A 25100-nucleotide genomic window follows, 5' to 3' on the forward strand; every position below is an offset into this window, starting at 1 on the left:
GCCGGGTGTTTGCCGAGCGCCGGCCCGGCGGGCTGAACACACCTGAGGACCGTCCCGTACGGAACGGTGGCGGACCCGCACCCCCACGCGGGTCCGCCACCTCACCGGGCTTTGAACGGGAAGGACCTCCGGGTGCCTGTCTTCACACGCTTCCACCAGTCGTCGCGGCCGGGCGACGGGAGGTCCGGGGCCGAGCCCCAGCCGGAGCGTGCCCAGAAGGCGGACGTCCCGGAGGAGGCGGAGACCGCCGGAGCCGGGACCCGACTCAGCCGCCTCCGCACCTGGCGCACCCGCCTCCCCCGCGCCGCCCGCGCCCTCCACCTGACCACCACCGCCCTCGCCGCCGTCCTGGTCCTCGGGGCCCTGCTGCTGCCCAACACCCTCCCGGCGCTGAAAGCGGTCAGCTTCGCGCGGATCCCGGCCGAGGCGGTCATCGGGGCCGTCGTCGTCCTGGCGCTGCCGCCCCGGCCCCGGCTGGCGGCGGCGGTCCTGTACGGGCTCGGCCTCACCGCCCTGACCACGGTGAACCTGCTCGACATGGGGTTCAACGAGTACCTGGGCCGGGGCTTCAACGCCGCGCTCGACTGGGATCTGCTGCCCGACGCGCAGGCGTACGTCGAGGACACGCTGGGCGGGGGCGTCGCGACCGCCGCCGCCGTCGGCGCGGTGCTGTTCGTCCTGCTCGTGGCGGCCGTCATGGTCGCGGCGGCGGTCCGGCTCGCGAGCGTGCTGGCCCGCCACCGGGTGCGGGCGACCAAGGGCGCCCTGATCGCCGGCACCGCCTGGGTGACCTGCTCCGCACTGGGCCTGACGCTGTTCGGCGGCCCGGTCGCCTCCGAGCGCGGCGCCGGGGCCCTCAGGGTGCACGCGCAGCGGACGGTGGAGTCGCTGCGGGACGAGGCGGCGTTCGTGAAGCAGTCGAAGGCGGACACCTTCGGCAACACCCCGCCCGGCCAACTGCTCCCGGATCTGCGCGGCAAGGACGTGATCTTCACGTTCATCGAGAGCTACGGCCGCAGCGCGATCGAGGACCCGGTCATGGCCCCCGGCGTCGACCGCACCCTCGACACCGGCACCAGGGCCCTGGAGAAGGCCGGCTTCGCCGCCCGCAGCGGCTGGCTGACCTCGGCGACCTACGGCGGCAGCAGCTGGCTCGGCCACTCCACGACCATGTCCGGCCTGTGGATCGACAACCAGCGCCGGTACCGCACGGTCAGCGCCGGCGACCACCTCACCCTCACCAAGGCGTTCCAGAAGACCGGCGCGTGGGACACGGTCGGCGTCATGCCGGGCGTGCAGAAGGGCTGGCCGGAGGAGAAGTGGTACGGCCTCGACAAGCTCTACGACGCCTTCGACCTGGGCTACCGGGGCCCGAAGTTCAGCTGGTCGACGATGCCCGACCAGTACGCGCTGGAGGCGTTCCAGCGGCAGGTGCACGGAAAGAAGCGCGACAAGCCGCTGATGTCGTTCGTCATCCTGACCTCCAGCCACCAGCCCTGGGCGCCCATCCCGAAGATGGTCGGCTGGGACGAACTCGGCGACGGCTCGGTCTTCGACGCGATCCAGAAGGCCGGCAACCAGGCCTCGGACGTCATCACCGACACCGCCAAGTCCCGCCAGGAGTACGGCAAGTCCATCCAGTACTCGCTCACCAGCCTCACCCAGTGGCTTCAGCGCTACGGCACCGACGACACCGTCCTGGTCTTCCTCGGTGACCACCAGCCCATCGCCCGGGTCAGCGGGACCGGCGCGAGCCGGGACGTGCCGGTGTCGATCGTGGCGAAGGACCCGAAGGTCCTGGACAAGGTCGCCGACTGGAACTGGACGGAGGGTCTCAAGCCCGGCCGCGAGGCGCCCGTGTGGAAGATGAGCGCCTTCCGCGACCGCTTCCTGAAGGCGTTCGGCTCGACACCGCACCCCTCCACGGGCTGATCAGCCGCCGGAGGTGTCGAGCTCGGCGTCCTCGCCGACCCCGGCGCAGTCGTAGGGGTCCTTGAGCCAGCCGTCCGGCAGCACCACCCGGTTGTTGCCGGACGTACGGCCCCGGGGCCCGTCGGCGCCGGCGGGCCAGGGCTGGTCGAGGTCCAGCTCGTCCAGGCCGGAGCGCAGTTCCTCCAGCGAGGAGGTGATGGCCAGGCGCTTGCGCATCTCGGAGCCGACCGCGAAGCCCTTGAGGTACCAGGCGACGTGCTTGCGGAAGTCGATCACGCCCCGGGCCTCGTCCCCGATCCACTCCCCGAGCAGGGTGGCGTGCCGGACCATGACGTCGGCGACTTCCCGGAGGGCGGGCCGGGCGATGTCCTGGGGGCGCCCCTCGAAGGCCGCCACGAGGTCGGAGAACAGCCAGGGCCGCCCCAGGCACCCGCGCCCGACCACCACCCCGTCGCAGCCGGTCTCGCGCACCATCCGCAGGGCGTCCTCGGCCGACCAGATGTCGCCGTTGCCGAGCACCGGGATCTCCGGCACGTGCTCCTTCAGCCGGGCGATGGCCTCCCAGTCGGCGGTGCCGCCGTAGTGCTGGGCGGCGGTGCGGCCGTGCAGGGCGATGGAGGTGACGCCCTCCTCGACGGCGATCCGGCCGGCGTCGAGGTAGGTGATGTGGTCGTCGTCGATGCCCTTGCGCATCTTCATCGTCACGGGCAGCTCGCCGGCGCCGCTGACGGCCTCGCGCAGGATGGCCCGCAGCAGGTTCCGCTTGTACGGCAGCGCGGAGCCGCCGCCCTTGCGCGTGACCTTCGGCACCGGGCAGCCGAAGTTCAGGTCGATGTGGTCGGCGAGGTCCTCCTCCGCGATCATGCGGACGGCCTTGCCGACGGTCGCGGGGTCCACGCCGTACAGCTGGATGGAGCGGGGCCGCTCACTCGCGTCGAAGTGAATGAGCTGCATGGTCTTCTCGTTGCGTTCGACCAGCGCCCTGGTGGTGATCATCTCGCTGACGAACAGGCCCTTGCCACCGCTGAACTCCCTGCAGAGCGTGCGGAAGGGCGCGTTGGTGATCCCGGCCATGGGGGCCAGGACGACGGGTGGCTGGACGGTGTGCGGACCGATCTGGAGGGGCGCGGACATGCCTCCATTGTGCCGTGCAATGAGATGGCAAAATTCATTAGTTAGCCACACTATCGAAGTCGGCGTACGATGAAGCCCATGCCCGAGCCCAGTCCCCGCCGCCGGATGCTGGTGCTCGCGATCTGCTGCATGAGCCTGCTGATCGTGAGCCTGGACAACACGGTCCTGAACGTGGCCCTGCCGTCCATGCAGCAGGACTTGCACGCCAGTACGTCGGGTCTGCAGTGGACGATCGACGCGTACACGCTGGTCCTGGCCTCGCTGCTGATGCTCGCGGGTTCCACGGCCGACCGGATCGGCCGCAAACGGGTCTTCATGGCGGGCCTGGTCGTCTTCACGATCGGCTCGGTGCTGTGCTCCCTCGCACCGAACCTTCAGGCGCTGGTCGCGTTCCGGATGGTGCAGGCGGTGGGCGGCTCGATGCTGAACCCGGTCGCCATGTCGATCATCACCAACACCTTCACCGACCCCCGCGAGCGGGCCCGGGCGATCGGCGTCTGGGGCGCGGTCGTCGGCATCTCCATGGCCGCCGGCCCTCTTGTCGGAGGCCTGCTGGTCGACTCCGTCGGCTGGCGCTCCATCTTCTGGATCAACCTGCCGGTGGGCCTGGCGGCACTGCTGCTCACCCTGCGCTTCGTGCCCGAGTCCCGCGCGCCGCGCGCCCGCCGCCCCGACCCGGTGGGGCAGGTGCTGGTGATCGCGCTGTTCGGCTCGCTCACGTACGCGATCATCGAGGCGCCGAGCACGCCGTTCACGTCCATCGCCCCGCTGGTCGTCGTGGCCGTGGCGGCCCTCGCCGGCCTGCTCCGCTACGAGCCGCGCCGCACGGAGCCCCTGATCGACCTGCGCTTCTTCCGCTCGGCGCCGTTCAGCGGGGCGACGGTCATCGCGATCAGCGCGTTCGCCGCGCTCGGCGGCTTCCTGTTCCTGTCCACGCTGTACCTGCAGAACGTACGCGGCCTGACCGCCCTGGAGGCGGGCCTGTGGATGCTGCCGATGGCGGTCCCGACGTTCCTGTGCGCGCCGCTGTCGGGCCGTCTGGTGGGCACGCGCGGCCCGCGCCCGCCCCTGCTGATCGCGGGCTTCGCGATGACGGCGAGCGGTGTCCTCTTCGCCGCGTTCGAGGCGGAGACCTCGAACGTCACGCTCTTCGCCGGCTACGTCCTCTTCGGCATCGGCTTCGGTTTCGTCAACGCGCCCATCACCAACACGGCGGTCTCCGGCATGCCGCGCGCCCAGGCGGGCGTGGCCGCCGCGGTCGCCTCCACGAGCCGGCAGCTCGGACAGACGCTGGGAGTGGCCGTGGTGGGCGCGGTCCTCGCCTCGGGCGTCGGCTCGTCCTCGTACCGGGAGACGTTCGTGTCCGCGGCACGGCCCGGGTGGTGGATTCTGGCGGTGTGCGGGTTCGCGGTGCTGGCGCTCGGGGCGGTGACGAACGGACGGTGGGCTCGCGGGACCGCCGAGCGGGCGGCGGAGCGGCTGGAGTCGGCGGAGGTGCGGCAGACCGTCGGGACGGGCGGCTGAGCCGTCACGCGGGGGCGTCTTTGTCCGGGGCTGCCTTCACGCTGTTCCTGATACGGCCTGATAACCGCCTTCCGGGGAAACCCTGTTGATGTTGGTCCTGCTGCACACTCCTTGCTGCGAGCGGACCGGACCGCCGGACACCTCGACGCGGGAGGCGATATGACGCAGATCGACACGAGCAAGGTCAGCCGGTGGGACCAGCACGGCCGGGAGCATGTGGTGCGGGTGCAGCGGACGGGCGTTCAGCGCACGATCAGATGTGACACCTGCGGCTGGCACAGAGGCGCCCAGTTCCTGCCCTGGCTGAAGGCGGAGGAACACCTGGCGGAGGCCCACCAGGCCACGGTGGATCCGACGGCGGCGTGACGCACGAGCGGCTCGGGCCGTGGAAGCGGGCGCGGTGATCCGTACGGGCAGAGCGAAGGCCCGTCGCAGCGGTGCGCCGGACGGGCCCTGGTGTCGTGCGGCCGGGCGGCGTTACGGAGTCGCGGTGGGGGCGAGGACGTCCGTGAGGAGCTCGTCCTCCGCGCCTATGCACTTGTAGCGGGTGTGCTCGACGATGCTTTCGTCGGTCGCCGCCTCCTTGTTGCCGACCTCACGTGCGATGTCGTGGAGCGTCTTCTTCTGGAAGGCGGTGTCCATGTCCAGGAACTGACGGCAGGTCCTGACCTCCCCGCCGTCGGTGATGCCGTCCCAGGCGCCGCCGTAGGCGAGGCCCGTGATGGCACCGGCCAGGACGAGGACGCCCAGGGTGCCCACGAGCAAGCGGGGGCGGGCGCCGCCCGTCTGCCCCGACGAGGGCGCCTGCGTGCCCCGGTTGGCGAGAGCGCCGGTTTTCATGCGGCCGTCGTTGATGACGCCGTCGTTGACCGTCCCGTGGTTGACGCTGCCCGCTGCGGCGGTGGCGCCGGGCGCTGCGGCGATGATCGAGCCCACGTTCCCGTGGATGTGCATGCTGTTGTCCTGGGATGCCGTGGTGGGGAACCCGTTCGACAGGCTGACCAGCAACTGCCGGAGGTCTGCCTCGGCGTCCGGACGGCTCTGGGCGTACCGGCGGAAGCGGTGGGCGAGGCGGGCCTCCACACGGCCGGCGTCGCCGGCCCGGACGGCGGCGCGGTCCCGGTCGAGGAGTACGAGGAGGTCGTCGCGGTCGGCGGCGTTGTCCGTGAGCGTGCGGGCGACGCGGTCACGAGCGGCGGCCCATGCGTCCGATGTCATCGCCTGAGTTACTCCGGAAATGAGCCCGACAATGATCAGCTCGATTCCCATGATGCTGTCCCTTTCGCCTGCCGGAGCGGCCGAAAAAAGCGGCAGGCAGAGCGATATCTATCAGGCAGCTGTGCGACTCGTAATCACTGGAGCGGCTGGGGTGACAGGTATCACATCGCCGCCACATGTCGGGATCTACCAGGGCCTCCACGGGTTCCACCGAAGCGGACAGGATGTTCGAAGGCGTTTTGTAGGAGCGCGACGAACGCCCGCCTCGACGTCAGGTCGTCTATTTTCGGCCACTATCTCGCCGCCGAAATAAATACACAGATCACAACCCCGGGCGTGGCCGAATTCCTGCACATTAGGGCAGCCTTGGTCTATACATGCAGCGATATTGAATACGGCATACCGCTAGCGCGGCGTGAACGCCAGCTTCGCCCCCAGTGCCACGAACGAGCCCGCGAAGCCCCGCCGCAGCCAGGCCATCACCCGCGGCCGGCCCACGACGTGCCGGCGCACCGACGCGGCCAGCACGCCGTACGCGGCGAACACCACGAAGGTCGCCAGCATGAAGACCCCGCCGAGCCCCGTCATCCGCAGCAGCGCGTGCGGCTCCCCGGGGCTCACGAACTGCGGCAGGAACGCGAAGAAGAAGATCGTCAGCTTCGGGTTGAGGATGTTGATCAGCACCCCGCGCACGATCACCCGCCGCGCCGGCACCTCCGGGGCGGCCTCCGGCTCCTCCACCACGAGCGCCTCCTTGTCCCGCACCGTCGCCCACGCCATGTACAGCAGGAAGGCGATGCTCATGCACGTCACCCTGGCGCGGTCCCCGCCCCGGGAACAGGACCAATCGGCCCCGGCGCTACAGGACCAGTCCCCCGCACCCCAAAGACCTCAAGACCCCCACCGCTCGACACACTTCACACCCGCTCCGACAATGGAAGTGCCGGCGAGCGGTCTCCCCGGCGGCGCCTGCCCACCGGTCGCGCGGAACTCCTGCGCCGCCCGAGGGAGCGCGCCATGACGATCCGTATCGCCACCTTCAACACGGAGAACCTCTTCCGCCGCCCCAAGGTCTTCCGCCTGCCGGGCGACAAGCAGCGCCGCGAGATCCTCGACGACTACACCGAGCTGGTCTCCCTCCTGGAGCAGAAGACCTACGACGACGGCACCAAGGCCCGTATCGCCGAACTCCTCAAGAAGCACCGGGCGCACGACTCGCGCAAGGACAGGCCGTTCTTCGTCAACGAGACGCGCGGCCAGGGCACGCTGTTCAAGACCAGAGGCAGCGGCGAGCACGTCACCTTCGAGATCGTCGCCAAGGGCCGCCCGGGGTGGACGGGCTGGGTGGAGCTGGTCCGTGACGACCTCGACTGGGAGGCCGTGCACAACACCGGCCGGGTGATCGCCGAGGTCGACGCCGACATCCTGCTCACCGTGGAGGTGGAGGACCGCACGACCCTGCGCCGCTTCAACGAGCAGGTGCTGGGCGCCGGCCTGAAGAAGACGCCGTACCCCTACGACATGGTGATCGACGGCAACGACCCGCGCGGCATCGACGTGGGGATCCTCAGCCGCCATCCGATCACGTCCATGCGGTCCCACGTGTTCGACCCCGACCCGGACCGTCCGGGCGCGTACCTCTTCAGCCGGGACTGCCCGGAGTACGAGATCCACATCGGCGGCACGCCGCTGTGGATGCTGGGCAACCACCTCAAGAGCCAGAGCGGCGACGACCCGGAACTGCGCGTCGCCCAGGCCCGGCGGGTGGCGTCGATCTATCAGGCCGCCCTGGAGCGCTCCCCGTACGTCGTGGTCGCAGGCGACCTCAACGACGAGCCGTCCAGCGAGGCGATCCGGGCCCTGCTGGGCACGGGCCTGCGGGACGTGATGAGTCACCCGTCCTACCGGGGCGCCCCGGGCACGCACGGCACAGGCAACTCCGAGAGCCAGAAGCTCGACTACGTGATGCTGCCGCCGCCGCTGTGGGAGCAGGTGCAGCACGTGGAGGCCGAACGGCGCGGCATCTGGGCGCCCTCGACCGTCAAGTCCTTCGACACGGTCACCTCGAAGTTCAACCGCGCCTCGGACCACGCGGCCGTCTCCGTCGATCTGGACCTGTGAAACGCGGCGGTGCCGGGCCCCTCCGAGGAGGAACCCGGCACCGCGGCCCGGCGAAACCCGATCAGCAGCCGACCAGGCGGGCCGCCAGGTAGCCCTCGATCTGGTCGAGGGAGACGCGCTCCTGCTTCATCGTGTCGCGCTCGCGGACGGTGACCGCGTTGTCCTCGAGCGTGTCGAAGTCGACGGTCACGCAGAACGGCGTACCGATCTCGTCCTGGCGACGGTAGCGGCGGCCGATGGCGCCGGCGTCGTCGAAGTCGATGTTCCAGTTCTGGCGGAGCGCCTGGGCCAGCCCCTTGGCCTTCGGGGACAGCTCCGGGTTGCGGGACAGCGGCAGCACCGCGACCTTCACCGGGGCGAGACGCTGGTCGAGGCGCAGCACGGTGCGCTTCTCCATCTTGCCCTTGGCGTTGGGCGCCTCGTCCTCGACGTAGGCGTCCAGGAGGAACGCCAGCATCGCGCGGCCGACACCGGCCGCGGGCTCGATGACGTACGGGGTCCAGCGCTCGCCGGCCTCCTGGTCGAAGTACGTGAGGTCCTGGCCGGAGGCCTTGGAGTGGGCGCCGAGGTCGTAGTCGGTGCGGTTGGCCACACCCTCGAGCTCGCCCCACTCACTGCCGCCGAACTGGAAGCGGTACTCGATGTCGGCGGTGCGCTTGGAGTAGTGGGAGAGCTTCTCCTTCGGGTGGTCGTACCACCGCATGTTCTCCTCGCGCAGGCCGAGACCGGTGTACCAGTTCCAGCGCTGCTCCATCCAGTACTCCTGCCACTTCTCGTCCTCGCCCGGCTTGACGAAGAACTCCATCTCCATCTGCTCGAACTCGCGGGTGCGGAAGATGAAGTTGCCGGGCGTGATCTCGTTGCGGAAGGACTTGCCCATCTGGGCGATGCCGAACGGCGGCTTGCGGCGCGAGGTGGTCTGCACCTGGGAGAAGTTGGTGAAGATGCCCTGCGCGGTCTCGGGCCGCAGGTAGGCGACGGAGCCGGAGTCCTGGGTCGGGCCGAGGTGGGTGGACAGCAGGCCCGAGAACTGCTTGGGCTCGGTGAACTGGCCCTTGTTACCGCAGTTGGGGCAGTTGACGTCGGCCAGGCCGTTCTCCGGCAGGCGCTTGTGCTTGGCCTCGTAGGCCTCCTCCAGGTGGTCCGCGCGGAACCGCTTGTGGCAGGAGGTGCACTCGGTCAGCGGGTCCGTGAAGGTGGCGACGTGACCGGAGGCGACCCAGACCTCGGGGGCCAGGATCACGGACGAGTCGATACCCACGACGTCCTCGCGGGACGTCACCATGTAGCGCCACCACTGGCGCTTGAGGTTCTCCTTGAGCTCGACACCCAGGGGGCCGTAGTCCCAAGCGGCGCGCTGGCCGCCGTAGATCTCACTGCAGGGGAATACGAAGCCCCGGCGCTTGCTCAGGCTGACGATGGTGTCGATCTTGTCGGCGGCCACGGTGCTCTCTTCATTACGACGACGGGCGACGAAGCGAGATGCTTCCAGCGAATGCTTCAGGTTACCGGCGGGGGCGCCCCCTCAATCAAATCGCTCCCCCTCGGGCCACCGCCGGCCCCCTCGGGATCCCGCTCTTCAGCCGGTTTGTTGACAACGGTTTCCATATTTGTTGAAAATGAGTGTCATGAACGTACGACGACGCCTCATACCCGCCGCCCTGGCCTCCGCTCTCGGCCTCGGCGCCCTGACCGCCTGCTCCAGCGACAGCGCGGCCTCGGGCAACACGGACAAGTTCGACGTCGTCGCGTCGTTCTACCCGATGGCGTTCCTCGCCGAGCAGATCGGCGGCGACCACGCGAACGTCACCAGCCTGACCGAGCCCGGCCAGGAGCCGCACGACCTGGAGATCAGCACCAAGCAGCGCGCGCAGCTGGAGGAGGCCGACGCGGCGCTCTACCTCAAGGGCCTCCAGCCCGCCGTCGACGAGGCCGTCGGCCAGACGGGCATCAAGACCAAGATCGACGCGGCCGGCCTGACCCACCTCGAGGACCACGGCACCGGCGGCCACACCCACGAGGGCGAGGAGGGCCACTCCGAGGAGGAAGGCCACTCCGAGGAGGAGGAGCACGGCCGCGACCCGCACGTCTGGCTCGACCCGGTGAAGTACGCCGAGATCGCCCAGGGCGTCGGCAAGGCCTTCGAGAAGGCCGACCCGGACCACGCGGCCGACTACAAGAAGAACACCGAAGCCCTGGTCACGAAGCTGAAGGGCCTGGACAGCGACTTCGAGAACGGCCTGAAGAACTCCAAGTCCAAGGTCTTCTTCACCAACCACGCCGCCTTCGGCTACCTCGCCGAGCGCTACGGCCTCACCCAGGAGGCCATCTCCGGCATCGACCCCGAGAGCGAGCCCAGCGGCGCCCGGGTCCGGGAGCTCCAGCAGGAGGCCAAGGCCGACGGCGTCACCACCGTCTTCTACGAGACACTGGTCTCCGACAAGACCGCGAAGACCCTCGCCCGCGACGCGGACCTGAAGACGGACGTCCTCGACCCGCTCGAGGGCATCACCGACAAGTCCCGCGGCGACGACTACTTCCAGGTCATGGAAGCCAACCTCAAGGCCCTTCAGGCGGCCCTGGGAGCCAAGTGATCGACCCATCGGAGGACGGCATGACCGAGCCCGTCGTATCCCTGCGCGGCGTCCGCGCGGACCTGGGCTCGCGCCCCGTGCTGCGCGGCATCGACCTCACCGTGCGCCGCGGCGAGGTCGTCGCCCTGCTCGGCGCGAACGGCTCGGGCAAGTCGACGGCCGTGCGCGGCATCATCGGCCAGGTGCAGACCGCCGCCGGCGAGATCGAGCTGTTCGGCACGGACCGCGGGCGGTTCCGCGACTGGCACCGCGTGGGCTACGTCCCGCAGCGCACCACGGCCGCGGGCGGCGTGCCCGCCACGGTGACCGAGGTGGTCTCCTCCGGCCGCCTGTCCCGGGCCCGCTTCGGCGTGCTGCGCAAGGCCGACCACGCGGCCGTACGGCGTGCCCTGGACCTCGTCGGCATGGCCGACCGGGCCAAGGACTCGGTCGACGCCCTCTCCGGCGGCCAGCACCAGCGCGTCCTGATCGCCCGCGCGCTCGCCTCCGAACCCGAGCTGCTGATCATGGACGAGCCGATGGCCGGCGTCGACCTGGCCAGCCAGGAGGTCCTCGCGCACACCCTCCGGGAGCAGGTCTCCCAGGGCTCCACGGTCCTGCTCGTGCTGCACGAACTGGGCCCGCTGGAGCCCCTCATCGACCGGGCGGTCGTCCTGCGCGACGGCTGCGTCGTCCACGACGGCCCGCCCCCGAAGGCCGTCGGGCAGCACGCGCTTCCCGGCCACGACCACGTGCACCCGCACGCACCCGCGGGCCACGAACCGATCCGCACGGGACTGCTGAGCTGATGGACTTCCTCGACTACGCCTTCATGCAGCGGGCCCTGCTCGCCGCCGTCCTGGTCGGCATCACCGCCCCCGCGGTGGGCATCTACCTGGTCCAGCGCCGTCAGGCCCTGATGGGCGACGGCATCGGCCACGTGGCGATGACCGGCGTCGGCCTCGGCTTCCTGCTGACCTGGTCCCCGGTGTGGATGGCGACCCTCGTCTCCGTCCTCGGCGCGGTCCTCATGGAGCTGATCCGCTGGTACGGCAAGACCCGCGGCGACCTCGCCCTCGCGATGCTGTTCTACGGCGGCATGGCCGGCGGTGTGATGTTCATCAACCTCGCGCCGACGGGCTCCAACGCCAACCTGACGTCGTACCTGTTCGGCTCCCTGTCGACGGTGTCCGAGTCGGACGTCACGGCCATCTGCGCCCTGGCCGCCTTCGTCGTGCTGGTCACCCTCGGCCTGCGCCGGCAGCTGTTCGCGGTCAGCCAGGACGAGGAGTTCGCCCGGGTGACGGGCCTGCCGGTGCGCGCCCTGAACCTGCTGACGGCGGTCACCGCGGCCGTCACGGTGACCGTGGCGATGCGCGTGGTGGGCCTGCTGCTGGTCAGCGCGCTGATGGTGGTGCCCGTCGCGGCCGCCCAGCAGATCGGCCGCAGCTTCGCCGCGACGTTCGCGATCGCCGTCGCCATCGGTGTGAGCGTGACGATCGGCGGCACGGTCACCTCGTACTACCAGGACGTGCCGCCCGGCGCGACGATCGTGCTGCTGACCATCGGCGCGTTCATCGTGCTGACGGCGCTCGCGGCCCCGCTGGCCCGCCGCCGCGCCCGCTCGGCGGCTGCCGCGAATCCGACGGCCGACCCCGCCGAATGCGCCATCCCGGGCAGCCGGGCGGCAGCGGACGAAGTCGGCGTCTGACCGCCCCCACCCCGGACTGGCACAATGGCCCGGGCAAGGCAGACGTGAGGAGGCAACGGTGACGACCGCTGGACCGTCCGTGAAGGGCCGCGCCACCAAGCAGCGGGCCGCTGTGTCGGCGGCCCTGCAGGAGGTCGACGAGTTCCGCAGCGCGCAGGAACTGCACGACATGCTCAAGCACAAAGGCGACTCGGTCGGGCTCACCACGGTCTACCGCACCCTGCAGTCCCTCGCCGACGCCGGCGAGGTCGACGTCCTGCGCACCGCCGACGGCGAGTCCGTCTACCGCCGCTGCTCCACCGACGACCATCACCACCACCTCGTGTGCCGCAGCTGCGGCAAGGCCGTCGAGGTCGAGGGGCCGGCCGTGGAGAAGTGGGCCGAGTCCATCGCCGCGGAGCATGGTTATGTGAACGTGGCGCATACGGTTGAGATCTTCGGCACGTGCGCCGGCTGTGCGGGGGCCTCCGGCGGTTGAGCCGTTTCGCTCCCCGCCGTGGGGGTGAGGTCGCGTTGCCCGCCGCGGGTGTGTGGGGGTTGTCGCGCCCCGCGGCGGAGCCGCAAATCGGCACAGCCCCGCGCCCCTGGGGTGGGTGGCGCTGAGGCCGGGAGCCGGCTAGAGGCCCCTTGGGCTGAGTTTGTGGCGGGCGAGGAGGGACAGGGCGGTTGAGGTCAGGATCACGGTGCCGCCGACTCGCAGGATGAGGTCGTAGGCGTGCTCCGGGCCGGTCTCCGGGGTGAGCGAGGTGATGGCCGCCGCTACGGCCGCGAGGCCGATGGCGCCGAGCGTGACGAGGGCGGTGAGGACGACGCCCGAGGCCTCTCCGGCGCGGGCGGGTGAGACGACCTGCTGGGTGGCCACGCTGGCGAAGGTCCAGCCCAGGCCGAGCCCGAGCGCGCACCAGGTGAAGACCGGCAGGTAGAACCACCAGGACCAGGCCCAGCTCAGCCCGATCATGCCGGTGCCGGCGATGAGCCCGGCCAGGGCCATGACGCTGGTGGCGCGCATTCGGCCGGACAGCCAGGCGCCGATGGGCCCCGAGCAGGCCACCATGACGGCCGGGGCGAGGAACACCGTGCCGGACAGGATCGCCGACAGTCCGCGCACCTGCTGCAACTGCAGGGTGGCGAGGAACACGGTGACGGCGTAGCCCATGTTGGCGACCGATCCCATCACGGTGACGAGGTCGAAGCGGATGTTGCGGAAGAGCCGAAAGTCCACCAGCGGATGCGGGCAGGTCCGCTCCCGCAGGACGAAGAGGCCGCCGGCCACCACGGCGACCCCGAACAGGGCGAGCGTGCGGGCGTGGTCCCAGCCCCAGGCGCTTCCCCGCTCCACGGCCAGGGTCAGGGCGGCCAGGCTCGTCACGACGGCCAGACAGCCGGGCAGGTCGATCTGGCGCGGGGCGCTCTCGTCCCGCGAGTCGGGGACGTACCGCAGGGCGATCAGCAGGGAGAGGGCGCTGAGCGGGGCCAGCAGCCAGAAGATCCACCGCCAGCCGGGCCCGTCGGTGAAGCCGCCGCCGACGAACGGCCCGAGGGCGGTGCCGACGTTGGCGATCCCGAACATCGCCCCGAGCGCCCGGGCCCGGGTCTCCCCGGGAAAGGCGTTCGTGATCACGGAGACCGACACGGGGAAGATCAGCGCCGCGCCCGCGCCCTGCACGATCCGGGCCACGACGAGCACACCGAGGCTCGGCGCGAGAGCGCAGCCGACGGAGGCGGCGGCGAACAGCCCGGTCCCGGCCAGCAGGACCGGACGCCGGCCGAGGAGATCTCCCAGCCGCCCACCGACGATGAACAGGCAGCCGACGGCGAGCATGTAGGCGGAAAGGGTCCACTGCGCCGCGGAGACCGTCGTGTCCAGCTCGTCGGAGATCCCGGGGATGGCCAGGTTGAGCGCGAAGAAGTCCAGCTGGATGCAGAACAGGGCCAGCGAGGCCGCGAGGAAGACCCCGGTCTGTTTCGTGGTCCGCCGAGGTGCGCTGACGGCAGTGGAACCCATGCCACCAGCACACCGCCGCTGTGGCCCGGCTGCCACCCGAGGGCTGCCGGGCCTTCGCGCGCTACGGCTGCTCGCCCTCCACGGCCAGCAGCTCCTCGTTCGGGACGGCCCCGCCGAAGCGCCGGTCCCGCGAGGCGAACTCCAGGCAGGCCCGCCACAGGTCACGCCGGTCGAAGTCCGGCCACAGCACGTCCTGGAAGACCATCTCGGCGTAGGCGCTCTGCCAGATCAGGTAGTTGGAGGTGCGCTGCTCACCGCTGGGGCGCAGGAACAGGTCCACGTCCGGCATGTCCGGGTAGTACATGTACTTCGCGAAGGTCTTCTCGCTGACCTTGGACGGGTCGAGCCTGCCGCTCTTCACGTCCTCCGCCATCGCCTTGGCGGCGTCGGCGATCTCGGCCCGGCCCCCGTAGTTCATGCAGAAGTACAGGGTCAGCCGGTCGTTGTCCTTGGTCTGCTCCTGGGCGATCTGGAGCTCCTTGGCCACGGACCGCCACAGCTTCGGCATCCGTCCGACCCAGCGCACCCGGATACCCAGCTCGTCCAGCTGGTCCCGGGTCTTGCGGATGAAGTCCCGGTTGAAGTTCATCAAGAAGCGCACCTCTTCGGGCGAGCGCTTCCAGTTCTCGGTGGAGAAGGCGTACAGGGAGATGGCGCCCACGCCCATCTCGACGGCCCCCTGGAGCACGTCCAGCACCCGTTCGGCACCGACCTTGTGCCCTTCGGTGCGCGGCAGGCCCCGGTCCTTGGCCCAGCGGCCGTTGCCGTCCATGACGATCGCCACATGCTGCGGTACGAACTCCCCGGGGATCTTCGGGGGCCGCGCGCCGGACGGGTGCGGCTCCGGCGTCCTGTACTCCCGGCGCTGGCGCCCCAGGATCCCGCGTACTGCCATGTGTTTCTCGTCTCCTCGTGCTCGCTTGTTTCTCTGCTGCTGTGTTTCCGCTGCCCTGCCGCCGCGCTACTTCTCGACGTAGCGCAGGGAGCGCAGCCCGCGCTCCATGTGCCAGTGCAGATACGCGGACACCAGCCCGCTGCCCTCCCGGACGTAGCGCGCCTCGCACGCGTCCGCGGTCTCCCAGTCTCCCGTAAGCAGGGCGCCGAGGAGTTCCAGGGCCTGGGGCGAGGGTACGACGCTGCCGGGCACGCGGCAGTCCACGCAGACGGAACCGCCCGACGCGACCGAGAAGAACCGGTTCGGCCCGGGCATCCCGCACTTCGCGCAGTCGGTGAAGCTCGGGGCGTACCCGTTGACGGCGAGGGAGCGGAGCAGGAACGCGTCGAGCACGAGATGCGGCGCGTGCTCCCCCCGGGCGAGGGTCCGCAGCCCTCCGACCAGCAGCAGGTACTGCTGCACGGCCGGCTCCCCCTCATGGTCGGTGAACCGCTCGGCGGTCTCCAGCATGACGGTCCCGGCCGTGTACCGGGCGTAGTCGCTCACGATCGCGCCGCCGTACGGCGCGATGGTCTCGCTCTGAGTGCACAACGGCAGGCCCCGCCCGACGAGCTCGCTCCCCTTGGCGAAGAACTGCACGTCGACATGGGAGAACGGCTCGAGGCGCGCACCGAACTTCGACTTCGTCCGGCGCACGCCCCGGGCTACCGCGCGTACCCGTCCATGACCGCGGGTGAGCAGCGTGATGATCCGGTCCGCCTCACCCAGCTTCTGGGTGCGCAGCACGATGCCGTCGTCGCGGAACAGACTCATGGAGCCATTCTGGCAGGGTCGTCACGTCAAGGGACCTCGCCCCTGCTGCGGGCGTTGGCGTACGCGGTCGCCGCGCGCAGCCGCTCGGCCGGGGTGGCGTGCCGGACGGCTCCGGGGTCGGCGTCCCACTCCCTGCCGCCCCCGTACGGCCTCAGCTGCACGTAGGGCCCCTCATGCCCCATCACGATGCCGATGCGACCACTGCGGGTGTCCACGACATACGCGCCGACCGGAGGCTTCATCGCCGCACCGCCGCGAGCCGCCGGGCGGTCCGTACGGAACACCGGCGCAATTCGATGAGCGGGCAGGGCGCTTCCCGCGCAAAACTCACCGGGTCGAGTCCCCGTGAGGGCAGGATAATTCCGGCCTTGGCGAGTTCTGCCCGCAATTCTTTCACCGCGTCCTCCGCTTCTTCGGCACAGAGCGCCGAGTGTCGTGCCTCCACCGTGCTCCCCCTCCTTTTGCGGTTTCACTCTTCGCGCCTCCGCGGTGACGCTCCGCGACTACACTCGGGAAGGGTCTGTGCCCTACAACTGCGGCGCGGCACAAAGGGGTTCGGCACCGAGAGCGGTAAACCCGCGTTATCCGGGTGCGCTTGGCAGGAAGCCGATGACGGCGATGCCGATAAGCGGTATGCCGCCGGCCGTTGAGACAATCCGGCCGTGGAAGCATCAGAGGGGCACTCGGTACCGGAATGGGTCGTGCGCCCCGCGCAGTCGGCGGATGTCGAGGCGATAGCGGAACTACGGGCCGTGGTGATGCGCCCGGACCTGGAGCGGCTGGGCCGCTACGACGCACACCGCGTGAGGCAGCGCTTCCGGGACGGTTTCTCCCCGGGGCACACGTCGGTCATCACGGTGGCCGGGGCCTTCGCGGGCAGCGTCGCACTGCGCCCCCGCGATGACGGCCACTGGCTGGAGCACTTCTACCTCGCCCCGGCGCTCCAGGGTCGTGGCCTGGGCTCGGCGGTCCTCGCGACCCTGCTGAGCAGGACGGACACCTCCGGCGACGTCGTCCGCCTGAACGTCCTCCAGGGCAGCCCGGCCCGCCACCTCTACGAACGCCACGGTTTCAGGGTGGAGACGCAGGACGCGATCGACGTCTTCATGCTGCGTCCGGCGCTCACCCGTCGCCCACCCGCGCCGCAGCCGGCCGCCCCGGACCCCTGGGGGTAATCCCCCTGCGGCAATGGGGAGTTACCCGGATGTGGCCGTCCGCCGAAGTCGGCCAGGCTGCTCGTCATGAAGCAGATCACGAAACACGCGGCGCTGGTCGCCGCCGCAGGAGTCGTTCTCGGGCTTGCCGGGCCCGGTGGGGCGTCCGCTGCCGATGGCGAGTCTCTCGAGTGGGGCACGTGCGCGGGCTCGGGCCTCGACCCCAGACAACAGTGCGCCACCCTCGACGTCCCCATGGACTACTCCGACCCGGACGGGCAGAAGATCCAGATCGCCGTCTCCCGCATCCCCAGCGAGAAGCCCTCCGCCCGCCGCGGCTCACTGTTACTCGTCCCGGGCGGTCCCGGCGGGGACAGCCTCGCCGATCCCTCCGGCAAGGGGCAGAAGCTGCCGCAGAAGGTGCGGGACGCCTACGATCTCATCGGGTTCGCGCCGCGCGGGATGGCGCCCTCCACCGCCGTCGACTGCCGGCTCGACCCCGCCGACCTCAGCATGACCAGGCTCCTGCCCTGGCCCGCCCCGGACGGTTCCGTCGCCGAGAACATGGCCACCGCCCGGCGTACGGCCGAGGCCTGCGCCCGCAACGGCGGTGAGCTGATCCGGCACATCAGCACCGCCAACGAGGCCCGTGACCTCGACCGCGTCCGGGCCGCGCTCGGAGAGCGGAAGATCTCCGCGTGGGGCGTCTCGTACGGCACGTACGTCAGCGCCGTCTACAGCCAGCTGTTCCCGCACCGCACCGACCGCATCGTGCTGGACAGCAACGACGACCCCGACCCCACCCGGGTGACCCGCGGCTGGCTGGCCGCCTTCGAGGTCGGTGTCGAGGACAACTTCCCCGAGTTCGCCAAGTGGGCGTCCCGGCCCGGGAATCCGCACCGGCTCGCCCGCACCCCCGCCGAGGTGCGCTCCGACTTCCTGCGCCTCGCCGCCCGGCTGGACCGCCATCCCCTCCCCTGGCCCGGAGTCAACCCGCCGCACCTGGACGGCAACACGCTCCGCCAGACCATGCTGACCAACCTCTACGACCCCGACGACTACCCGAACCTGGCCAGGACGATCCTGGCCGCCCGCAAGGGGACCGTGCCGCCCGCGCCCCAGTCCCCGCCCGAGTCGGTCCTCCAGAACGTCGCCGCGGTCGCCGTCGGCACCATCTGCAACGACGTCGACTGGCCCGGGTCCGCCGCCGAGTACCAGAAGGACGTCGACGAGAGCCGGGGGAAGTTCCCGCTCACCGCGGGCATGCCGCGCGGGCCGATGGTGTGCGCCGCCCTGTCGTACGGACCGAGGGAACCGGCCGTACGGATCACCGACCGCGGACCCTCCAACATCCTGCTCGTGCAGAACGAGCGGGACGTCGCCACCCCGCTCGCCGGGGCCCGCAAGCTGCGTCAGGCCCTCGGCGAGCGGGCTGTCATGGTCACCGTGAACTCCACCGGCCACGACTCCTACCTCGACAACGGCAACGCCTGCGGCGACCGGACCGTCTCCCGTTTCCTGGCCACCGGGAAGCGGCCCGGATCCGACGTCTACTGCGAGTGAGCGGTGCGGTGGCCCGCCGCCCCGTATCGGCGGGCCACCGCACGGAACACCGCCTTCGGCTCCCAGGCCGAGGCGGGGCGCGTCCGGGCAGACGCAGCGGCCGGTCCTCGCGGCCCCTGCGGCGGTGAGGGGTTCATCCCTCGCCGAACCGGCGCACGTACCGCCGCTGCCAGGGCGTTTCCACCGCGTGCCGGTCGTGATGCCGTCGGACGAACCCCACCGCCTCTGCTGCCGGCACCCCGTCCAGCACCGCCAGGCAGGCCAGGGCCGTGCCCGTGCGGCCGCGTCCGCCGCCGCAGGCGATCTCCACCCGCTCCCCGGCTGCCCGTTCCCATACGCCCGCCAGCACCGCGCGGGCGGCCGCCCGGTCCGACGGGAGGCGGAAGTCGGGCCAGCGGATCCAGCCCGACTCCCAGGGGACCTCGGGCGGTTGCCGGCCGAGCAGGTAGACGCCGAAGGAGGGACGGGGCGCGGTCGGGTCCAGGGGGTGGCGCAGGCCCCGGCCCCGAACCAGCCGGCCGGACGGCAGTCGCAGGACGCCGGCGTCGCTCTCGTTCCACAGCTCGCTCACGCCCTCATCATGCGCCGCGTCCGCCCGCCCGGTGGCGGAATCGGCCCACCCCCCCCCGCGACTCCTGGCCCGCCCGCGCCTCGATCCCCCGGAAGTGCGCCGCCATCGCCCGCTGCGCTCCCTCCACGTCCCGCGCCCGCAATGCCGTGAGGATGTCGCGGTGGCGGCGGACGGTGCTCTCGGGGGACGGGTCGTCGGGCCGGCCGCGGGCGCCGGAGACCCGGCGCAAGACCGTCCAGAACGCGGCGAGGAGCTGGGGGACGAGGTCGTTGCCCAGGGACGCGTACAGCACCTCGTGGAACTCGCGGTCCAGTTCGGCGGTGGAGCGGCCCGTGCCGGGCGCGGACTCCATGCGGGTCAACACGTCCTCCGGCCTGTCCAGTTCCGCCTCGGTACGGCGGATGAGCGATCGTGTGATCACCATGTATCTGGGCCGGATCGTGGAGGAGTCCCCGGCCGCCCTGGTCACCGACCGCGCCCGGCACCCGTACACCCGCGCCCTGTTCTCCGCCACACCCGGCCTGCTCGACCCGATCGACCCGATCCCGCTGGCCGGCCCGGTCCCGTCGGCGACCCGCCCGCCGAGCGGCTGCCCGTTCCGCACCCGCTGCTGGAAGGCGGACGGGAGGTGCGCGGACGAGATGCCGTGCTTCTCCGCCGCGTCGGCACCCGCGCACCGCTTCCGCTGCCACCATCCTGTCCAGGAGGACGAGTCGACCCGCGACCTCGTCCACCGGCGCGACCCGATGGAGGCTCCATGACTTTCACCCCGCTGACCGGTGTCATCCCGCCCGTCTGCACACCCCTGACATCGGACGGCGAGGTGGACGTCCCCTCGCTGACCGGGCTCGTCGACCATCTCGTGGCCGGCGGGGTGCACGGACTGTTCGTGCTCGGCTCCACCTCGGAGGCCGCGTATCTGCCGGACCGACAGCGCAGGCTGGTCGTCGAGTCGGTGACGGGTCATGTGGGCGGGCAGCTCCCGGTGCTGGCCGGGGCGATCGACATGACGACGCCCCGGGTCCTGGACCATGTCGCGTCGGTGACGGCGGCGGGCGCGGACGCGGTCGTCGTCACCGCCCCGTTCTACGCCCGCACCCACCCGGCGGAGATCGCCCGCCACTACCGCGCGGTCGCCGCCGCCAGCCCGGTCCCGGTCATCGCCTACGACCTTCCCGTCGCCGTCCACACGAAGCTGCCGGCCGACGTGGTCCTGGAGCTGGCCGCCGACGGAGTCGTGGCCGGGCTCAAGGACTCCAGCGGCGACCTGGCCGCCTTCCGCCAGGTCGTGACCGGCGCCCGGGAACACCGGGGCATCAGCGGCTTCAGCGTGCTGACCGGCTCCGAGCTGATCGTCGACGCGGCCCTCGCGATCGGCGCGGACGGCACGGTGCCGGGCCTCGCCAACGTCGACCCGCACGGCTACGTCCGCCTGGACGGCCTGTGCCGGGCCGGGGACTGGGACGGGGCCCGTACCGAACAGGAGCGACTGTGCGCGCTGTTCGGCATGGTGACCGTCGGCGACCCGGCCCGGATGGGCCCGAACTCCTCGGCGATCGGCGCCTTCAAGACCGCGCTGCACCTGCGCGGCGTGATCGACTGCCCGGCGACGGCGGAGCCGCAGATCCCGCTGTCGCCGGACGAGGTGGAGCAGGTCGGGAAGTACCTGGCGGCGGCCGGGCTGCTCTGAGGCGGACGGTGCCGGTCCGTCAGACGCTCCCCGGCGTCACCATTCCGGACTCGTAGGCGACGATGACCAGCTGCGCCCGGTCCCGGGCCCCCAGCTTGCCCATGATGCGGCTGACATGGGTCTTCGCGGTGAGCGGGCTCAGGCGCAACGCGTCGGCGATCTCCGTGTTGTTGAGGCCGCGCGCGACCAGCGCGAGCACCTCCCGCTCCCGGCCGGACAGGCACTCGGGCCCGCCGGTCTCCGGTGCGCAGGGGCTGCGCAGGAACCGCTCGATCAGCCGTGCCGTGGGTCCGGGCGACAGCAGGGACTCCCCGGCGGCGACCGTGCGGATGGCGTCGAGGAGTTCGGCCGGCCTGGTGTCCTTGACCAGGAACCCGGAGGCACCGGCGCGCAGGGCGTCGACGATGTTCTCGTCCGTGTCGTACGTGGTGAGGACGAGCACCCGTACGCCCGCGAGGTCCTCGTCGGCCGCGATGAGCCGGGTCGCCTCGATGCCGTCCAGGTCGGGCATGCGGATGTCCATCACCACGAGGTCGGCGCGGGCGCCGCGGGCCAGCTCGACGGCCTGCCGGCCGGTGGCGGCCTGGCCGACGACCTCCATGTCCCGGGCCGACTCCACGAGCATCGCGAACGCCTCCCGTACCAGGGTCTGGTCGTCCGCGAGCAGCACTCGGATGGTCATCCGTTTCTCTCCCCCGTCGTATTCAGCGGCAGGACCGCCGTCACCTCGAATCCGCCCCCGGTACGTGGTCCGGCGTCGAGTGTGCCACCGACGCTGCGGGCCCGCTCCCGCATCCCGACGAGTCCGAAGCCCGGGGTGCCGCCCGGGGCGGGTCCGGTGCCGTCGTCGCGGACCGACAGGTGCAGGGCGCCCTGCCGCTCGTCCAGTTCGACGTGGACGGCCGGTTCGGGTCCCGCGTGCCGTACCGCGTTCGTCAGGGCCTCCTGCACGATGCGGTAGGCGGCGGCGCCGACCGCGGGCGGTGCCTGCCGTATCCGTACGGTCTGCTCGACCCGGGCGCCGGCCAGCCGCGCGGCCTGCGCCAGGTCGGGCAGCCCGTCGAGTCCGGGCAGCGGGCCGCGGGCCTCCGGGCGGCCGTGCTCGCGCAGCACCTCCAGGGTCGTACGGAGTTCGCCGCGGGCGCTGCGGCAGGTCTCGGCGATGTCGTCGAGAGCCTTGGCCACCGTCTCCCGGTCGAGCCGCTCCGGGTCGGCGGACAGCACATGGGCGGCGACGGAGGTCTGCACGCCGATGAGGGTGATGGTGTGGGCGAGCAGATCGTGCAGGTCCCGGGCGATCCGCAGCCGCTCCTCGGCGACCCGCCGCCGGGCCTCCTCCTCGCGGGTGCGTTCGGCGCGTTCGGCGCGTTCCACGATGGAGGTGACGTACTGGCGGTAGAAGCGCACGTCGACGCCGAGGAACAGCACGGCGACGACCCAGCCGGAGGCCCTCAGCAGCCCCAGCGCCTCGTGGGCGCTGATGGTGAGCATCACGCCCACCGACAAGGCGATGACGCCGATGCCGACCAGGACGGTGCGCAGCGCCCGGCCGGTGACGGCGACGGTGTAGAGGGCGACGTACGCGGCCTGGGTGGCCGCGGTGTGCGGGTAGTCGAGGAAGTGGTAGGGGAACACGCAGGTGATGACCGCGACCAGGACGAGCACCGGACGGCGGCGGCGCCACACCAGCGGCACGTGGGAGGCGAGCAGCAGGGCCCAGCCGAGCGCGTCGGGCCTGCGGCCGTCGTCGACGAACAGCGCGAGCGCGGCGGAGACAGCGGCCACCGGAACGGCGAGCAGCGCGTCGTTGCGGAGGGCGTGCGGGGCGGTCAGGGGGTCGCGGTTGATCGCGGCAATGATCCGCTCGGCGGACCGCGACCAGGTCGCCTGCGGGGTGGTGGGTGCCTGCACGGGCATCATCCTCGGCCAGGAAGGCGCCCCTCCGGGAGAGGAGGGGCGCCTTCGGTCAGCGAGCGTCGGCGGCCACGGGCTTCCGTTCCTTGGGCGGGGCCGTCCGCTCCGGTGCGCGGGAGAGCTTCCCCGGCCACCACATCCGCCGCTTGAGCAGCACACTCGCGGTGGTCACCAGGTACGTACGCACCAGGAACGTGTCCAGCAGCACCCCGACCGCGATGACGAACCCGAGCTCGACCAGCCCGACCATCGGCAGCGTGGTCAGCACCGCGAACGTCGCCGCGAGCACCACCCCCGCCGAGGCGATGACCCCACCGGTCGTCCGCAACGCGGTGAGCGCCGCGGCCTCCGGCTCGGCCCCGCGCACGGACTCCTCCCGCATCCGGTGCATCAGGAAGATGCCGTAGTCGACACCGAGGGCGACCAGGAACACGAAGGACAGCAGTCCGAGCCCGGGATCGTTCCCGGCGAACCCGAACACCGGCTCGAACACCAGCCCGCCGATGCCGAGAGCGGCGCCCCAGACCGCCACCACCGCCGCCAGCAGCAGCAACGGCGCGACGAGGCTGCGCAACAGCCCGACCAGGATGACGAACACGGCCCCGAGCACCAGCGGCACGATCACCTTCCGGTCCCGCGACTCGCTGTCGGCCAGATCCATCTGCTGCGCACTGGGTCCGCCGACGTACGCGCCCCGGGGGTCGAGCCCGGCCCGCAGCGTCTCGATGGTGCGGGTCTCGGCCGGCGACTCGGGGGCCGCGGTGGTGAAGACGGCGATCTCGGTCCAGCCCGCGCCGCTGCGTCCGGACTTCACCTCGGCGACGCCCTCGGTCGTACGGGCCCGGTCGGCGGCCGCCTCGGCCCGCTCCTCGGGCGCGATCACCGTCACGGGCCGGCTGCTGCGCTCGGGATACTCGCGCGCCAGCGTCTGCATCGCGGTGATGGACTCGGGCCGCTCGGTGAAGGAGTCCTCCTGCTTGATGCTCCCGGACAGATTCAGCGTGCCGAGCGCGAGCGCCCCGAGCAGCGCGGCACCGCCCACGAGCACGGTGACGGGCCGCCGCGTCGCCGAGGTGCCCATCGCGGCGAACAGCGACCGCCGGGCCTTCGGCTCACTGCCGAACGCGGGGATCAGCGGCCAGAAGACCCGCCGTCCCAGCAGCACCAGAACAGCCGGCAGCAGGGTCGTCATGGCGACCAGCGCGGCGAGCACTCCGATCGTGCCGACCGGGCCCATGCCCCTGCTGCTGTTGAGGTCGGCGGCGAGCAGACACAGCAGCCCGGCCGCGACCGTCCCCGAGGAGGCGAGGATCGCCGGCCCGCAGCCGCGCAGGGCGGTGCGCATGGCGTCGTACGGCCGCTCGTGACGCCGCAGTTCCTCGCGGTAGCGGGAGATGAGGAGCAGCGCGTAGTCGGTGCCGGCGCCGAGAACCAGCACGGTCATCACGCCGCCGCTCTGTCCGGTGACGGTGACGTCGAACAGTTCGTGCAGCCCGTACCCGGCGGCCATCGACACGGTGGCGGCGACCCCCGCCACGGCGAGCGGCACCAGCCACAGGAAGGGGCTGCGGTAGATGAGGATGAGCAGCACGGTGACGACGCCGAGGGTGGCGAGCAGCAGCGTGGCGTCGAGCGTCTCGAACACCTTGTTCATGTCGGTGTTCAGCGCGCCGGGCCCGCCGACCTCGACGCTCAGCCCGCCGTCGCCGTCGGCGATGTCCCGCACCCCGTCGACGAAGGCGTCCCGGGCCTTCTCGTCCTGGCCGGGCTGGGTGCTGGAGACCGGGTACATCAGGGTGGAGCCGTCCTTCGACGGGATGCCCCGCGGCTCCCCCGCCAGGTCGTAGGCGCCGCTCACCTCGGTGATCTGCTCGTCGGCGGTGCGCCGGTCGGCGTCGGTCAGACCGCCGTCCCGGTGGTAGACGAGCACCACGTCGGTCGACTCCCCGCCGGGCAACCGGTCCTGGATCCGCGCCACCTGCGTCGAGTCGGCGCTGTCGGGCAGGTAGTCGACCGCCCGGTTCTGCTGGACGTCGGCGAACTTGCCGGCGAGCGGCCCGACCAGCACGAGCGCGGCGAGCCACAGCCCGACCACCGCCCAGGGCACGGCCCGCTTCCGCCCGGTACGCGTCCTTACGGCCCCCATGTGTAGGGCTCCCTCCGGTCGGGTGTCTGGATCGGTTTCCAGACTCCCGTCGGACGGGGGCCGTTGCGTCGGGCGTGAGGTCGAGCCGGGGAGTACTGCCGGGGGCGGTCCCGGCCGTGTGTTACTCCCCGGGGAG

At 71.4% G+C, this 25100-nt stretch carries 23 protein-coding genes and 3 pseudogenes; 12 read left to right on the top strand and 14 right to left on the bottom strand.

Features of this window, described 5'->3' with window-relative positions; translation table 11 throughout:
• The first annotated feature begins 132 nt into the window (after positions 1–132).
• The gene (locus tag CEB94_RS13325; RefSeq protein ID WP_175432430.1) at positions 133–1932 is read left to right on the top strand and encodes a sulfatase-like hydrolase/transferase; all 1800 of its coding nucleotides are present in this window, start codon (positions 133–135) and stop codon (positions 1930–1932) included.
• Here CEB94_RS13325 and dusB read toward each other — a convergent pair whose 3' ends face one another.
• Positions 1933–3066, bottom strand: a complete 1134-nt coding sequence (dusB, locus tag CEB94_RS13330) for a tRNA dihydrouridine synthase DusB (RefSeq protein WP_175432431.1) — start codon at positions 3064–3066, stop codon at positions 1933–1935.
• Between the two features lie 78 nt (positions 3067–3144).
• On the opposite strand from dusB, the gene CEB94_RS13335 reads away from it, so the two are divergent.
• Both CEB94_RS13335 and CEB94_RS13340 read left to right on the top strand, forming a co-directional pair.
• Positions 3145–4590, top strand: coding sequence for an MFS transporter (locus CEB94_RS13335; protein WP_175432432.1), 1446 nt, complete (start codon positions 3145–3147; stop codon positions 4588–4590).
• A 159-nt stretch (positions 4591–4749) separates the two neighbouring features.
• Complete coding sequence (locus CEB94_RS13340) at positions 4750–4956, top strand: hypothetical protein (RefSeq protein ID WP_175432433.1); 207 nt, start codon at positions 4750–4752, stop codon at positions 4954–4956.
• Between the two features lie 111 nt (positions 4957–5067).
• On the opposite strand, the gene CEB94_RS13345 is transcribed toward CEB94_RS13340, so the two are convergent.
• Both CEB94_RS13345 and CEB94_RS13350 read right to left on the bottom strand, forming a co-directional pair.
• Complete coding sequence (locus tag CEB94_RS13345; protein WP_175432434.1) at positions 5068–5808, bottom strand: hypothetical protein; 741 nt, start codon at positions 5806–5808, stop codon at positions 5068–5070.
• Between the two features lie 405 nt (positions 5809–6213).
• A pseudogene (locus tag CEB94_RS13350) lies at positions 6214–6612 on the bottom strand (LysE family translocator); the annotation flags it as partial.
• 213 nt (positions 6613–6825) lie between these two features.
• Here CEB94_RS13350 and CEB94_RS13355 point away from each other — a divergent pair.
• Positions 6826–7929 (top strand): endonuclease/exonuclease/phosphatase family protein, encoded by a 1104-nt coding sequence (locus CEB94_RS13355; RefSeq protein WP_175432435.1) that lies wholly within the window; start codon positions 6826–6828, stop codon positions 7927–7929.
• A gap of 61 nt (positions 7930–7990) precedes the next feature.
• On the opposite strand, the gene CEB94_RS13360 is transcribed toward CEB94_RS13355, so the two are convergent.
• Positions 7991–9373, bottom strand: a complete 1383-nt coding sequence (locus CEB94_RS13360) for a glycine--tRNA ligase (protein ID WP_175432436.1) — start codon at positions 9371–9373, stop codon at positions 7991–7993.
• Positions 9374–9557: 184 nt separating this feature from the next.
• Here CEB94_RS13360 and CEB94_RS13365 point away from each other — a divergent pair, with 184 nt between their 5' ends.
• The 4 genes from CEB94_RS13365 to CEB94_RS13380 are packed head-to-tail and all read left to right on the top strand — an operon-like array spanning position 9558 to position 12691.
• Positions 9558–10523: a metal ABC transporter substrate-binding protein gene (locus CEB94_RS13365; protein ID WP_175432437.1), complete on the top strand. Its 966-nt coding sequence runs from the start codon at positions 9558–9560 to the stop codon at positions 10521–10523.
• A gap of 20 nt (positions 10524–10543) precedes the next feature.
• The gene (locus CEB94_RS13370) at positions 10544–11311 is read left to right on the top strand and encodes a metal ABC transporter ATP-binding protein (protein ID WP_175432438.1); all 768 of its coding nucleotides are present in this window, start codon (positions 10544–10546) and stop codon (positions 11309–11311) included.
• Positions 11311–12213, top strand: coding sequence for a metal ABC transporter permease (locus CEB94_RS13375; RefSeq protein ID WP_175432439.1), 903 nt, complete (start codon positions 11311–11313; stop codon positions 12211–12213). Before CEB94_RS13370 ends, CEB94_RS13375 begins: the two co-directional genes overlap by 1 nt.
• 58 nt (positions 12214–12271) lie before the next feature.
• Positions 12272–12691: a Fur family transcriptional regulator gene (locus tag CEB94_RS13380; RefSeq protein WP_175432440.1), complete on the top strand. Its 420-nt coding sequence runs from the start codon at positions 12272–12274 to the stop codon at positions 12689–12691.
• Between the two features lie 138 nt (positions 12692–12829).
• On the opposite strand, the gene CEB94_RS13385 is transcribed toward CEB94_RS13380, so the two are convergent.
• The 5 genes from CEB94_RS13385 to CEB94_RS40875 all read right to left on the bottom strand — a co-directional run bounded on the left by CEB94_RS13385 (position 12830) and on the right by CEB94_RS40875 (position 16371).
• Positions 12830–14218 carry an MFS transporter gene (locus tag CEB94_RS13385; protein WP_175432441.1) on the bottom strand — a complete coding sequence of 463 codons (1389 nt, stop codon included), beginning with the start codon at positions 14216–14218 and terminating at the stop codon, positions 12830–12832.
• A 61-nt stretch (positions 14219–14279) separates the two neighbouring features.
• Positions 14280–15113: an isoprenyl transferase gene (locus CEB94_RS13390; protein WP_031131061.1), complete on the bottom strand. Its 834-nt coding sequence runs from the start codon at positions 15111–15113 to the stop codon at positions 14280–14282.
• Between the two features lie 66 nt (positions 15114–15179).
• A complete protein-coding gene (recO, locus tag CEB94_RS13395; protein ID WP_175432442.1) occupies positions 15180–15926 on the bottom strand; it encodes a DNA repair protein RecO in 747 nt (248 codons plus the stop codon).
• 26 nt (positions 15927–15952) lie between these two features.
• Complete coding sequence (locus CEB94_RS13400) at positions 15953–16168, bottom strand: hypothetical protein (protein WP_030836519.1); 216 nt, start codon at positions 16166–16168, stop codon at positions 15953–15955.
• Positions 16165–16371 (bottom strand): hypothetical protein, encoded by a 207-nt coding sequence (locus CEB94_RS40875; RefSeq protein WP_246111786.1) that lies wholly within the window; start codon positions 16369–16371, stop codon positions 16165–16167. The genes CEB94_RS13400 and CEB94_RS40875 overlap by 4 nt, the downstream gene beginning before the upstream one ends.
• 256 nt (positions 16372–16627) lie before the next feature.
• Here CEB94_RS40875 and CEB94_RS13405 point away from each other — a divergent pair, with 256 nt between their 5' ends.
• The gene (locus CEB94_RS13405) at positions 16628–17101 is read left to right on the top strand and encodes a GNAT family N-acetyltransferase (protein ID WP_246112153.1); all 474 of its coding nucleotides are present in this window, start codon (positions 16628–16630) and stop codon (positions 17099–17101) included.
• A gap of 66 nt (positions 17102–17167) precedes the next feature.
• Positions 17168–18643 carry an alpha/beta fold hydrolase gene (locus CEB94_RS13410; protein ID WP_175432443.1) on the top strand — a complete coding sequence of 492 codons (1476 nt, stop codon included), beginning with the start codon at positions 17168–17170 and terminating at the stop codon, positions 18641–18643.
• A 133-nt stretch (positions 18644–18776) separates the two neighbouring features.
• Here CEB94_RS13410 and CEB94_RS13415 read toward each other — a convergent pair whose 3' ends face one another.
• Both CEB94_RS13415 and CEB94_RS13420 read right to left on the bottom strand, forming a co-directional pair.
• Positions 18777–19214 (bottom strand): protein-tyrosine phosphatase family protein, encoded by a 438-nt coding sequence (locus CEB94_RS13415; RefSeq protein ID WP_175432444.1) that lies wholly within the window; start codon positions 19212–19214, stop codon positions 18777–18779.
• A 7-nt stretch (positions 19215–19221) separates the two neighbouring features.
• Positions 19222–19626: pseudogene (locus tag CEB94_RS13420) on the bottom strand (FadR/GntR family transcriptional regulator); the annotation flags it as partial.
• Between CEB94_RS13420 and CEB94_RS13425 the strand changes: the two are divergent.
• Together CEB94_RS13425 and CEB94_RS13430 are read left to right on the top strand one after the other, a co-directional pair.
• Positions 19604–19975: pseudogene (locus tag CEB94_RS13425) on the top strand (oligopeptide/dipeptide ABC transporter ATP-binding protein); the annotation flags it as partial. The pseudogenes CEB94_RS13420 and CEB94_RS13425 sit on opposite strands and share 23 nt — an antisense overlap.
• Positions 19972–20904: a dihydrodipicolinate synthase family protein gene (locus CEB94_RS13430; protein ID WP_175432445.1), complete on the top strand. Its 933-nt coding sequence runs from the start codon at positions 19972–19974 to the stop codon at positions 20902–20904. The pseudogene CEB94_RS13425 and the gene CEB94_RS13430, both read left to right, overlap by 4 nt.
• 19 nt (positions 20905–20923) lie before the next feature.
• On the opposite strand, the gene CEB94_RS13435 is transcribed toward CEB94_RS13430, so the two are convergent.
• Genes CEB94_RS13435 through CEB94_RS13445 form a run of 3 tightly spaced genes read right to left on the bottom strand, consistent with a single transcriptional unit; the run spans position 20924 to position 24964 of the window.
• Entirely contained in the window at positions 20924–21586 is a 663-nt protein-coding gene (locus CEB94_RS13435) for a response regulator transcription factor (RefSeq protein ID WP_175432446.1), read from the bottom strand.
• Entirely contained in the window at positions 21583–22824 is a 1242-nt protein-coding gene (locus CEB94_RS13440; RefSeq protein WP_175432447.1) for a sensor histidine kinase, read from the bottom strand. The genes CEB94_RS13435 and CEB94_RS13440 overlap by 4 nt, the downstream gene beginning before the upstream one ends.
• A gap of 46 nt (positions 22825–22870) precedes the next feature.
• Positions 22871–24964 carry an MMPL family transporter gene (locus tag CEB94_RS13445; protein WP_175432448.1) on the bottom strand — a complete coding sequence of 698 codons (2094 nt, stop codon included), beginning with the start codon at positions 24962–24964 and terminating at the stop codon, positions 22871–22873.
• Positions 24965–25100: the final 136 nt, after the last annotated feature.

Origin of the sequence: Streptomyces hawaiiensis (genome assembly GCF_004803895.1) — a bacterium.
Lineage (GTDB): Bacteria > Actinomycetota > Actinomycetes > Streptomycetales > Streptomycetaceae > Streptomyces > Streptomyces hawaiiensis.